The sequence below is a fragment of the Caballeronia arationis genome (assembly GCF_001544975.2).
Classification (GTDB): domain Bacteria; phylum Pseudomonadota; class Gammaproteobacteria; order Burkholderiales; family Burkholderiaceae; genus Caballeronia; species Caballeronia arationis.
The window spans coordinates 26,185-37,008 of sequence record NZ_FCOG02000062.1 but is presented as its reverse complement, the minus strand read 5'-3'; the positions used below and the strand labels follow the sequence as shown (position 1 = coordinate 37,008).

Annotated in this window: 11 protein-coding genes; 7 read left to right on the top strand and 4 right to left on the bottom strand. The window is 65.9% G+C overall.

The window, feature by feature from the left end; genetic code table 11:
• Positions 1–77, top strand: a 77-nt coding sequence (locus AWB81_RS48855; RefSeq protein ID WP_133168007.1) for a 4Fe-4S dicluster domain-containing protein, incomplete at its 5' end; no start/stop codon positions are given.
• Positions 78–150: 73 nt separating this feature from the next.
• Here AWB81_RS48855 and aroC read toward each other — a convergent pair.
• From aroC to AWB81_RS27455, 3 genes are all read right to left on the bottom strand, one after another.
• The gene (gene aroC / locus AWB81_RS27465) at positions 151–1,251 is read right to left on the bottom strand and encodes a chorismate synthase (RefSeq protein ID WP_062639677.1); all 1,101 of its coding nucleotides are present in this window, start codon (positions 1,249–1,251) and stop codon (positions 151–153) included.
• Positions 1,252–1,324: 73 nt separating this feature from the next.
• Positions 1,325–3,265: an MFS transporter gene (locus AWB81_RS27460; protein WP_062639676.1), complete on the bottom strand. Its 1,941-nt coding sequence runs from the start codon at positions 3,263–3,265 to the stop codon at positions 1,325–1,327.
• A 138-nt stretch (positions 3,266–3,403) separates the two neighbouring features.
• Complete coding sequence (locus tag AWB81_RS27455; RefSeq protein WP_062639675.1) at positions 3,404–3,856, bottom strand: CBS domain-containing protein; 453 nt, start codon at positions 3,854–3,856, stop codon at positions 3,404–3,406.
• Positions 3,857–4,066: 210 nt separating this feature from the next.
• Between AWB81_RS27455 and AWB81_RS27450 the strand changes: the two genes are divergently transcribed.
• From AWB81_RS27450 to AWB81_RS27440, 3 genes are all read left to right on the top strand, one after another.
• Positions 4,067–5,386, top strand: a complete 1,320-nt coding sequence (locus AWB81_RS27450) for an O-acetylhomoserine aminocarboxypropyltransferase (RefSeq protein WP_062639681.1) — start codon at positions 4,067–4,069, stop codon at positions 5,384–5,386.
• On the top strand, positions 5,383–6,204 hold the full coding sequence (locus AWB81_RS27445) for an alpha/beta fold hydrolase (RefSeq protein WP_062639674.1): 822 nt from the start codon (positions 5,383–5,385) through the stop codon (positions 6,202–6,204). Before AWB81_RS27450 ends, AWB81_RS27445 begins: the two co-directional genes overlap by 4 nt.
• A gap of 120 nt (positions 6,205–6,324) precedes the next feature.
• Positions 6,325–6,645, top strand: coding sequence for an Mpo1-like protein (locus tag AWB81_RS27440; protein WP_062639673.1), 321 nt, complete (start codon positions 6,325–6,327; stop codon positions 6,643–6,645).
• 31 nt (positions 6,646–6,676) lie between these two features.
• On the opposite strand, the gene AWB81_RS27435 is transcribed toward AWB81_RS27440, so the two are convergent.
• On the bottom strand, positions 6,677–7,984 hold the full coding sequence (locus AWB81_RS27435; protein WP_062639672.1) for a YihY family inner membrane protein: 1,308 nt from the start codon (positions 7,982–7,984) through the stop codon (positions 6,677–6,679).
• Positions 7,985–8,149: 165 nt separating this feature from the next.
• On the opposite strand from AWB81_RS27435, the gene wrbA reads away from it, so the two are divergent.
• From wrbA to AWB81_RS27420, 3 genes are all read left to right on the top strand, one after another.
• On the top strand, positions 8,150–8,770 hold the full coding sequence (wrbA, locus tag AWB81_RS27430) for an NAD(P)H:quinone oxidoreductase (protein WP_062639671.1): 621 nt from the start codon (positions 8,150–8,152) through the stop codon (positions 8,768–8,770).
• A 52-nt stretch (positions 8,771–8,822) separates the two neighbouring features.
• Positions 8,823–9,218, top strand: a complete 396-nt coding sequence (locus tag AWB81_RS27425) for a DUF2069 domain-containing protein (RefSeq protein WP_062639670.1) — start codon at positions 8,823–8,825, stop codon at positions 9,216–9,218.
• 112 nt (positions 9,219–9,330) lie between these two features.
• Entirely contained in the window at positions 9,331–10,803 is a 1,473-nt protein-coding gene (locus AWB81_RS27420) for an FAD-binding oxidoreductase (protein WP_062639669.1), read from the top strand.
• Positions 10,804–10,824 lie beyond the last annotated feature (21 nt).

Here is a 10,824-nt window from a genome sequence, read left to right as displayed (position 1 = left end):
ATATCAAGGACCCGACGCAGAACATCGTCTGGGTCACGCCCGAAGGCGGCGGCGGGCCGAACTATCCGAACATGTGACGATTTATGCATGAAAAAAGGGCGCCGGCTTGAAAACCGGCGCCCTTCTCGTTTTTGCGCACCCCAACTGGCTTCAGGAAGCGCGCGGCGCGATTTTAGGCGTCTCGACGACCACATCGCCGCATTGCGCCCGATGCCGCAGCGCATGGTCGATCAGGACGAGCGCGAGAAGCGCTTCGGCGATCGGCGTCGCGCGAATGCCGACGCACGGGTCGTGACGCCCGAACGTCTCGACAACAGCCGGATTGCCCGCCTTGTCGATCGAATGGCGCGGCGTGCGGATGCTGGAAGTCGGCTTGATCGCAATCGACACCGTGATGTCCTGCCCACTCGAAATCCCGCCGAGAATGCCGCCGGCGTTGTTCGCGGCGAAGCCGTCGGGCGACATCTCGTCGCCGTGCACGGAACCGCGCTGCGCGACGCTCGCGAAGCCCGCGCCGATCTCAACGCCCTTCACCGCGTTGATGCCCATCATCGCCTTGGCGATGTCGGCGTCGAGACGGTCGTAGAGCGGCTCGCCGAGGCCGACCGGCACGCCGGTCGCGACCACTTCGATGCGCGCGCCGATCGAATCGCCGTCTTTGCGCAGCGCATCCATGTATTCCTCGAGACGCGGCACGATGTCCGCGTTCGGCGCGAAGAACGGGTTCTCGCGCACGCAGTCCCACGACACGAACGGCACCGCGATCTCGCCGATCGCGCTCATGTAGCCGCGCGTCTCGATGCCGAAGCGCTCGCGCAGCCACTTCTTCGCGACCGCGCCCGCGGCCACCGTCGGCGCGGTCAGGCGCGCGGAAGAACGGCCACCGCCGCGATAGTCGCGGATGCCGTATTTCTGCCAGTAGGTGTAGTCGGCGTGACCGGGGCGGAACGTGTCGACGATATTGCCGTAGTCCTTGCTGCGCTGGTCGGTGTTGCGGATCAGCAGCGCGATCGGCGTGCCGGTCGTCTTGCCTTCGAACACGCCCGAGAGAATCTCGACCTGGTCCGGCTCCTGACGCTGCGTGACGTGGCGCGACGTGCCGGGACGGCGCCGGTCGAGTTCGATCTGGATGTCGGCTTCGGTCAGCGCCATGCCCGGCGGGCAACCGTCGATCACGCAGCCGATCGCGGGTCCATGCGACTCGCCGAAGTTCGTGACGGTGAAAAGCGTGCCTAACGTATTGCCGGACATGTGCGTCGCCCTGAGAAGTGAAACGGGAAACTCGTATTATGCCAGCCGCATCTCGATAAGGCGCCGCGGCGCCCTACTTGCGGGCGCCGCGCAAGGCACCGACGATCCGCTGCAGATGCTCGGGCGTTGCATCGGCGGGATCGATCGGCTCGCCAACCGCAAGCGTCAGCCTACTCATCACGCCGCGCTGGACCGGACGCGGCCAGCGCGTGTCCTCATGACGCGAGAACACGCTGCCCCACAATCCGCGCAGTGCAATCGGCACGACGGGCGCCGCGTGTCGCCTGAGAATCTCCGAAATGCCGTGCCGGAACGGATTGAGCTCGCCCGTGCGCGTGAGCTTGCCTTCCGGAAAGATGCAGACGAGATCGCCTTCGGCGAGCGCGCGGCCGCACGCGTCGTAGGCACGCGCGAGCAGCTCGGCATCCTCGTGCGCCGGCGCGATCGGAATCGCCTTCACGTGGCGGAAAAGCCAGCCGACAAACGGCGACCTGAAGATGCGGTAATCCATCACGAAGCGAATCGGCCGCGGACTCTCGGACATGATGACGATCGCGTCGACGAAACTGACGTGATTGCACACGAGCACGGCGGCGCCCTGCTCGGGAATACGCTCGGCATCGACGAGACGGATGCGATAGAACGTGTGCACCAGCACCCACGCGACAAAGCGCAGCAGGAACTCCGGCACGAGCGAATAGATATACGCGGCGACGGCGATGTTCAGGAGCGCCGTCGTCAGGAAGAGGCCCGGAATGCCGACGCCCATCGACGTGAGCGCGAGCGCCAGCAGCGCCGAGACGATCATGAAGAACGAATTGAGGATGTTGTTCGCGGCGATGATGCGCGCGCGATGTGTCGGCTGGCTGCGGCTCTGGATCAGGGCGTAGAGCGGCACGCTGTAGAAGCCGCCGAACATCGCGAGGAGGAACAGGTCCGCGAGAATGCGCCAGTGCGAGGCGATCGACAGAAATTCGCCAACGCCGAGCAGATGGCCCGTCGGCGCGATGCGATGGCTCGCGAAGAAGAGATCGATCGCGAACACGCTGATGCCGATCGAACCGAGCGGCACGAGCCCGATCTCGACGCGACGCTTCGAGAGCTTTTCGCACAGCAGCGACCCGATACCGATGCCGATGGAAAACGTCGCGAGCAGGATCGTGACGACGTCGGGATCCGCGGACAGCACGTCCTTCGCGAAGTTGAAGAACGACGTGAGAAAGGTCGCGCCGACGAACCACAGCCACGAAATGCCGAGCAGGCTCAGGAACACGGTGCGGTTCTGCTTCGCGAGCGCGAGATTGCGCCAGGTCTCGGAAAACGGATTCCAGTTGATGCGCAAGTCGGGCTGTGGCGCTTCGGACTTAGGCACGAATGCCGACACGGCGCGTCCGATCAGCGCGAACACGAGGCACGCGGTGGCGAGCAGCATCGCGCCGTGCTCGGTCAGCCCGGCTGCCGCGCCGCCGATGATCGTGCCGATCAGGATCGCGACGAACGTTCCCATCTCGACGAGCCCGTTGCCGCCCACGAGTTCAGACGATTTCAGATGCTGCGGCAGATACGCATATTTGACGGGACCGAAGACGGTCGAATGGACGCCCATCAAGAACGTGCAGACATAGAGCAGCGTCGCGTCATGCAGCAGGAATCCCGCGCCGCCGACGAGCATCACGGCGATCTCAAAGCTCTTCACGAGGCGTGTGAGCGTCGCCTTGTCGTATTTGTCGGCGATCTGGCCGGAAGTCGCGGAAAACAGCACGAACGGGACGATGAAGATCGCGGAGATCAGGAACGCGGCTGTCTTCGGATCGACGCCGGAAAAGCGCGCGGCCTGAAACGTGACGAGCGACGTGAAGCCGACCTTGAATACGTTGTCGTTCATCGCGCCGAGAAACTGCGTCCAGAAAAACGGCGCGAAGCGGCGCTCGCGCATCAGGCGAAACTGGCTTTCGCCTGCCTCGCCGGCGCGGCGGGACGCGCGGCGAGCGTCGCGAATCGGGTGATCACTCATGTTTTGTTGGAATGGAGAGCTTGAAGAAGACAAAACGTGAGAATTATCAGGCGAAAAAAAAGCGCGCCGGCCGGGGCGCGCTTTTTATGGGTCATGCAGTGCAGTGCCGCGAGTGCAAAGGACGCGAGTGGCAATCGCTCAACGCGCCTCTTCCTGCTGCTCCGGCCAGTCGCGAATATAGGCCTTGAGCATGCGATTCTCGAAACCCTGCTCTTCGACGACCGCGCGTGCCACGTCGTAGAACGAGATCACGCCCATCAGCGCGCGGTTTTCCATCACCGGCAGATAACGCACGTGGTGTTCGAGCATCATGCGGCGCACCTCGTTGACGTCGGTTTCCGGCGTGCAGGTGAGCGGATGATCGTCCATGACCTTGCGGATGGTGGTCGTGCCGACGCTGCCGCCGTTGTCCTTCAGCGTCAGGATGATTTCGCGAAACGTCAGCATGCCGACGAGATCGCCATACTCCATGACGACGAGCGAGCCGATGTCGTGCGACGCCATCGTGTTGATTGCGTCGTGCAGCGGTGTCTCGGGCGTCACCGTGAAGAGCACATTGCCCTTGACCTTCAGAATGTCGCTGACTCGCATGATTTGTCTCCTTGCGAAATGCCTGATCGTGGATCGATGCTATCGGAAAGGCTGTGAAAAAGAAAGCGCGGACGGCCCGGCTGGCTTGTCGGACAAGGTTTTCGTGCGCTCGGCCTAGGTTCGCGCCCTAGGTCCGCCGAAGCAGGCCCGATGTTACGATGATTGCCCCCTGGATTTTCGCCACACGCGAAGAGCGTGCGGCCGCTCACGATGCCCGCCAACCGCTTCGACACGCTCGTGCTGCACGCGGGCGCAGCGCCCGACCCGACGACCGGCGCGCGCGCCACGCCGATCTACCAGACGACGTCCTTCTCCTTCCGCGACACCGACCACGCCGCCGCCCTCTTCAACATGGAGCGCTCGGGGCACGTGTACTCGCGCATCTCGAACCCGACGGTCGCGGTGTTCGAGGAGCGCGTCGCCGCGCTCGAAGGCGGCGCCGGCGCGATCGGCACGGCGAGCGGGCAGGCCGCGCTGCATCTGGCAATCGCAACGCTGATGGGCGCCGGCTCCCACATCGTGGCATCGAGCGCGCTCTACGGCGGCTCGCACAACCTGCTGCACTACACGCTCGCGCGCTTCGGCATCGAAACGACGTTCGTGCCGCCGCACGATCTCGACGCGTGGCGCGCCGCCGCGCGCCCCGACACGCGGCTTTTCTTCGGCGAGACGCTCGGCAATCCGGGGCTCGACGTCCTCGACATCGCGGGCGTCGCGGAAATCGCGCACGCGAACCAGGTGCCGCTGCTGGTCGATTCGACCTTCACGACGCCCTATCTGCTGCGGCCCTTCGAGCACGGCGCGGACCTCGTCTACCATTCGGCGACCAAGTTTCTCGGCGGCCACGGCACGACGATAGGCGGCGTGCTGGTCGACGGCGGCACGTTCGACTTCACCGCCACCGACCGCTTCCCTGAATTCACCGAACCCTACGACGGCTTTCACGGCATGGTGTTCGCCGAGGAAAGCACGGTCGCGCCGTTCCTGCTGCGCGCGCGCCGCGAGGGTCTGCGCGACTTCGGTGCCTGCCTGCATCCGCAGGCGGCGTGGCAACTGCTGCAAGGCATCGAAACGCTGCCGCTGCGGATGGACCGGCACGTCGCGAATACGCGCCGCGTGGTCGAGTTCCTGCTCGCGCATCCGGCCGTGGAAGGCGTCGCTTATCCCGAGTTGCCGACCCATCGCGACTACGCGCTCGCGCAGCGCCTTCTGCCGCGCGGCGCGGGCGCCGTGTTCAGCTTCGACCTGCGCGGCGACGTGGCGGCTGCGCGGCGCTTCATCGAGTCGCTCACGCTGTTTTCGCACCTTGCGAACGTGGGCGATGCTCGCTCGCTCGTGATCCACCCTGCATCGACGACGCATTTCCGCATGGACGCCGCCGCGCTCGCCGCAGCGGGCATCGGTCCGGGGCGCATTCGCCTGTCGATCGGCCTGGAAGATCCCGACGACCTGATCGACGACTTGAAGCGCGGCCTGAAGGCGTCGCAGAAGGCTGGTTCGGCCGCGCCGGCGTTTGGGAGCCGCGCATGATCCTCGACGTCAAAGGCCAGCCGGTCTACGCCTACACCGGCGGCAAGGCATTCGACGCGAGCCGCCCGGCAGCCGTATTCATCCACGGCGCGGAGCACGACCACAGCGTGTGGGCGTTGCAGACACGCTACTTCGCGCACCACGGCTTCGGCGTGCTCGCGCTCGACCTGCCCGGACATGGCCGCAGCGCCGGGCCGGCCCTCGCCGACATCGCGTCGCTTGCCGACTGGCTGATCGCCGTGCTCGACGCAGCGAAGGTGGATAAAGCCATGCTGATCGGCCACAGCATGGGTTCGCTGATCGCGCTCGATGCCGCCGCGCGCCACCCGACGCGCGTCGCGAAGCTCGCGCTCGTCGCGACCGCCGTACCGATGACTGTCTCCGACGCCTTGCTCGACGCCGCCCGCGAGCACGAGCCGGAAGCAATCGACATGGTCAACCAGTGGTCGCATTCGACGATTGCCGCCAAGCCGTCGAGCCCGGCGCCCGGCTTCTGGCTGCACGGCGCGAACCAGCGCCTCATGGAGCGGGTGTCCGCGCGAGGCGAAGGTCAGCTCTTCCACACCGACTTCAGCGCCTGCAACAACTACGCCGACGGCCTTGAACGGGCGGCCGCGGTGCGCTGCCCGGTGCTCGTCGTGTCCGGACGGCGCGACGTGATGACGCCGCCGAAAGCGGCGAGCGCGCTCGTCAAGACGATGTCGCAGGCCGGCGTGGCAGTCGAGACGCTCACGCTCGACGCCGGCCACGCGCTGATGAGCGAGCAGCCCGACGCGACGCTCGACGCGCTGTTCGACTTCGCAATAAGGCCAGCGTAATCGCTGAAAAAGCGTCGCGCCATCGGCCGAACAGCCAAGTTGCACGGCGCGCGCTTTTCGCCGCACAATGGGCTGTCAGGGCACGGGCGGGTCCCGGGCATCGATCGAACGGAGGCAGCCATGGCTCATACGGCACACAGCGACCACTTTGCGAATTTCGCCGAGTTCTATCCGTACTATCTGGAAGAGCATCGCAATCTCGTGTCGCGCAGGCTTCACTTCGTCGGCTCGCTCGGTGTGATCGGCTGCATCGCGATGGCGATCGCAACCGGCGACTGGCTCTGGCTGCCGGCGGCGGTTGTTTGCGGCTACGGCTTTGCGTGGATCGGCCATTTCTTCTTCGAAAAGAACCGCCCTGCCACGTTTCGTCACCCGCTCTACAGCCTGATGGGCGATTGGGTGATGTTCAAGGACATCTGCACGGGGAGGATTTCGCTCTGAGGCGCCGCGCGCGAATGCGAGCCAGGGGCGCTCAGGCGGGCTGATGCGGCATCGCCGACCGCGCGGGATCGCGCAGCCGGGCATCCGTCAGCGCCGACGAGCGCGCCGCGATCAGCGAGCCGAGCGTGACGTCGAGTTTCTCGTTCTCCAGCGCACCCGTCAGTGCCGCGCAGTCCACCTGCGTGGCGTCGAGCCGCAACTGGTATTCGAGTTCCTCGCGGTCGATCACGAAGAGATCGAAGAGCATCATCACCGTGATCTGGTTCGGGTTGGCGATCAGCACATAGCGCGGCATTCGGGTGTCTTCGAGCCGCCCTACCCAGCCCTGCGCCTCCACCTTGTTGAGCAGGCGCGTGGACGTGTCCATATCGCAACGCAGCATCCGCGCGAGCTCCATCGCCGTCTGGCCGGGCTTGCCTTCCTCCCGCGCCTCGACGAGCCGCGCCAGCAATTCGAGCGAGTCGAGCAGGTCGCTGCCCGGAAAAACACGGCGGTGAAACTGACCGATGCGGATCGCCGGCAACGCGGACGTCACCATCGCGCCGATCAGCGCGATCATCCAGCAGAGATACACCCAGAGCAGGAACACCGGCAGCGCCGCGAACGCCCCGTAGACGGCCGTATAGGTCGGAATTCGCCGCACGTAATAGCCGAATCCGCGCTTGCCGAGTTCGAACGCGATCGCCGCGATCAGCCCGCCGATCACCGCGTCACGCCACTCGACCTTGCAGTTCGGCAAGTAGACGTAGAGCATCGTGAACGCGAGCACGGTCACGGGCAGCGAGACGCCCGTCAGCGCCCATTCGACGATCGGCGGCATCAGGTGATGCGAGCCGGCGAACGCCACCGATTGCGCGAAGAGATAGGACGAGATCGAGAGGCTGCAGCCGAACATGATCGGTCCGAGCGTGATGATCGCCCAGTAGACCAGGACGCGCTGCGCGAACGGCCGCGCCTTGCGCACGCGCCAGATCACGTTGAACGCGGACTCGACGGTCATCATCGTCATGACCGAGGTGACGAACAGGATGATCATGCCGACCGTTGTCAGGCCCTTCGCCTTCGACGCGAACTGGTTCAGGTATTTGAAGATCTGGCTGTTGATCTGCGACGGCATCAGGTGCACCGCCAGAAAATCCTGCAGCGACTCCTGGAACGAGCCGAAGATGGGAAACGCCGTGAAAAGCGCGAACGCGACGGTCGCGAGCGGAACGATCGAAAGCACGCTCGTGAACGTGAGGCTGCCGGCTACCTGCGCCACGCGGTCCTCGCCGATGCGCCTGGCGACGAAGCCTGCGAGCCGCTTGACGGAGGCGAGATCGATGGAAAGCTTCTGCAAAAACCCTTCTCCTGTATCGACCCGAGTCAGCGCTTTGGCGCTTACTCTGGCCCCATGCACAACGGTGCTACCGCGACTCACAAAACGCGCAAAACCAGCAGAATCGCGCCGGAATCCACGATCGTGAACCCATCTCTATAATACCCGTTCACTAAAAAAAGCCTTATGAACGACATCCTTGTGCTTTATTACAGCCGGCACGGTGCGACGCGCGAACTGGCGCTCGCTATCGCGCAGGGCATCGACAGCGTCCCCGGCATGCAGGCGCGCCTGCGCACGGTGCCGCCGGTCTCGAGCGTTTGCGAGTCGACCGCGCCCGACATTCCCGCAGACGGCCCGCCCTACGCCGAGCTGCGCGACCTCGAAGAATGTGCGGGCGTCGCGCTCGGCTCGCCGACGCGCTTCGGCAACATGGCCGCATCGCTCAAATACTTTCTCGACGGCACCACACCGCAATGGCTTTCCGGCGCGCTTGCGGGCAAGCCCGCGAGCGTCTTCACGTCGACGGGAAGCCTGCACGGCGGCCAGGAAAGCACCCTGCTCTCAATGATGCTGCCGCTTTTGCATCACGGCATGATGATCGTCGGCATTCCGTACACCGAATCGCGCCTCACGACGACGCAAGGCGGCGGCACGCCTTACGGCGCGTCGCATCACGCCCGCCCGAACGCCGACGGCACCCCGGACGGCGCGATTTCCGCCGACGAGAAAGCGCTCGCCTTCGCGCTCGGCGCGCGGCTTGCCCGCACGGCGCTGAATCTCGTGCGTGGAGCGGCAGCCGCATGAGCCCGCTTCGACAGCAACGCGGCACTCGGCGCGCGCCCCGCGCCCCTCGCTCATGAGCCAGCCCGCCGCCCGCCCGGTGAGCGCCCGTCCCGTGTTCGCGACGGGCGCGTTCGCGAGCCTCGTCGCGCTGATTGCGCTTTCGCTCGCGTGGGAGCTGTGGCTCGCGCCGCTGCGTCCCGGTGGCTCGGCGCTCGCGGTGAAGGCGCTGCCGCTCGTCTTCGCGCTCTTCGGCACCTGGCGGCGCGACGTCTACACGCTGCAATGGGCGTCGATGCTGGTGCTGCTCTATCTCGCGGAGGGCATCGTGCGCGGCATGACCGACGGCGGTTTGTCCGCGCGGCTCGGCTGGATCGAAGCGCTGCTCGCGGTCGTGTTCTTCGGCTGCGCGCTCTGCTACGTCGCGCCTTACAAGCGCGCGACCCGCGCCGCGAAACGCCTCGACAAGTGACGCTTTGTAGCACGACTTGCCCGCGCCGGGCCGGGACTATGCCATCCGGCCAGGCATCGCCTTGGTGCATCCTGCGCGATACTGTCGACTACGCTTTCCGATTTACAAGGTCATGAACGCTTCTGCCCCGATTGCTGCCCACCCTTCCCGCACCGCGTTCGTCGCCGCCTGCGCCGACGCGCTCGGCGCCGCCCACGTGCTGACCGACCCGCACGATACCGCCCCGTTCCTCACCGACTGGCGCGGCCGATACACCGGCGAAGCGTGCGCGGTGCTGCTGCCCGCCGACACGGAGCAGGTCGCCGCCGTCGTGCGGCTCGCGCGCGAATATCGCATCGCGATCGTGCCGCAGGGCGGCAACACCGGCCTCGCGGGCGGCGCCACGCCCGACGCGAGCGGCGCGCAGGCGGTGCTGAGCGTCAGGCGCCTGAACCGCATCCGCGGCGTCGATGCGCACAACAACACGATCACCGTCGAAGCGGGTGTCGTGCTGGCCGAAATTCAGGCGCGCGCCGCGGCCGAACAGCGCCTGTTCGCGCTCTCCCTCGCGGCGGAAGGCAGTTGCACCATTGGCGGCAATCTCTCGACCAATGCGGGCGGCACGGGCGTCCTGCGCTACGGCAATACGCGCGAACTGTGTCTCGGCCTCGAAGTCGTGACGCCGCAAGGCGAAATCTGGGACGGCCTGCGCGCGCTGCGCAAGGACAACACCGGCTACGACCTGCGCGATCTCTACATCGGCGCAGAAGGCACGCTCGGCATCATCACGGCGGCGGTCATGAAGCTGCATCCGGCGCCCGTCGCGCAGGTGACGGCGCTCGCCGGGCTCGCGTCGCCGCACGCCGCGCTCGACTTTCTCGCGATGGCGCAGCGTCATGCCGGCGCCCTCCTGACCGGCTTCGAGCTGATGTCGGACTTCTCGCTGCGGCTCGTCGGCCGGCATTTCGGGCAGATGCGCTATCCGTTCGCCGAGCCGCACGCGCAAACGGTCCTGCTCGAACTCTCCGACAGCGAAAGCGAAGCGCACGCGCGCACCCTCTTCGAACGGTTGATGGAAGAGGCGATCGAGGCCGGCATCGTCGAGGATGCGGTCGTCGCGGAGAATCTAGCGCAATCGCAGGCGTTCTGGGACTTGCGCGAGCACATCCCGCTCGCGCAGGCCGAGGAAGGGCTGAACATCAAGCAAGACATTTCGGTGCCGATTTCGAGCATCGGCCGTTTCATCGAGGAAACCGACGCGCTGATCGCCAATGCCGCGCCCGGTGCGCGCATGGTGACGTTCGGCCATCTCGGCGACGGCAATCTGCACTACAACGTGCAGGCGCCCGAAGGCGTCGATCCGAAGGCGTTTCTCGCCGAGTATCAGAAGCGCATCAATGCGCTCGTCTACGGGCAGGTGCACGCGCATCGCGGCAGCATCAGCGCGGAACACGGCCTCGGGCAACTGAAGGTGGACGAGGCGATGCGCTACAAGTCGCCCGTCGAAGTGCGGCTGATGCAGACGATCAAGGCCGCGCTCGATCCGGAGAACTTGATGAATCCGGGCAAGGTGGTGCCCGCGCGCACCCGCCCGCCCGGCGACTGAACTGGCACCGAGGAGAAGTTG

Excerpts from the sequence above, each read along its gene's own strand:
- AWB81_RS27420 (WP_062639669.1), top strand. The coding sequence starts at position 9,331 with ATGAACGCTTCTGCCCCGATTGCTGCCCACCCTTCCCGCACCGCGTTC.
- AWB81_RS27460 (WP_062639676.1), bottom strand. The coding sequence starts at position 3,265 with ATGAGTGATCACCCGATTCGCGACGCTCGCCGCGCGTCCCGCCGCGCC.
- AWB81_RS27455 (WP_062639675.1), bottom strand. The coding sequence starts at position 3,856 with ATGCGAGTCAGCGACATTCTGAAGGTCAAGGGCAATGTGCTCTTCACG.
- AWB81_RS27425 (WP_062639670.1), top strand. The coding sequence starts at position 8,823 with ATGAGCCAGCCCGCCGCCCGCCCGGTGAGCGCCCGTCCCGTGTTCGCG.
- AWB81_RS27440 (WP_062639673.1), top strand. The coding sequence starts at position 6,325 with ATGGCTCATACGGCACACAGCGACCACTTTGCGAATTTCGCCGAGTTC.
- AWB81_RS27445 (WP_062639674.1), top strand. The coding sequence starts at position 5,383 with ATGATCCTCGACGTCAAAGGCCAGCCGGTCTACGCCTACACCGGCGGC.
- wrbA (WP_062639671.1), top strand. The coding sequence starts at position 8,150 with ATGAACGACATCCTTGTGCTTTATTACAGCCGGCACGGTGCGACGCGC.
- aroC (WP_062639677.1), bottom strand. The coding sequence starts at position 1,251 with ATGTCCGGCAATACGTTAGGCACGCTTTTCACCGTCACGAACTTCGGC.
- AWB81_RS27450 (WP_062639681.1), top strand. The coding sequence starts at position 4,067 with ATGCCCGCCAACCGCTTCGACACGCTCGTGCTGCACGCGGGCGCAGCG.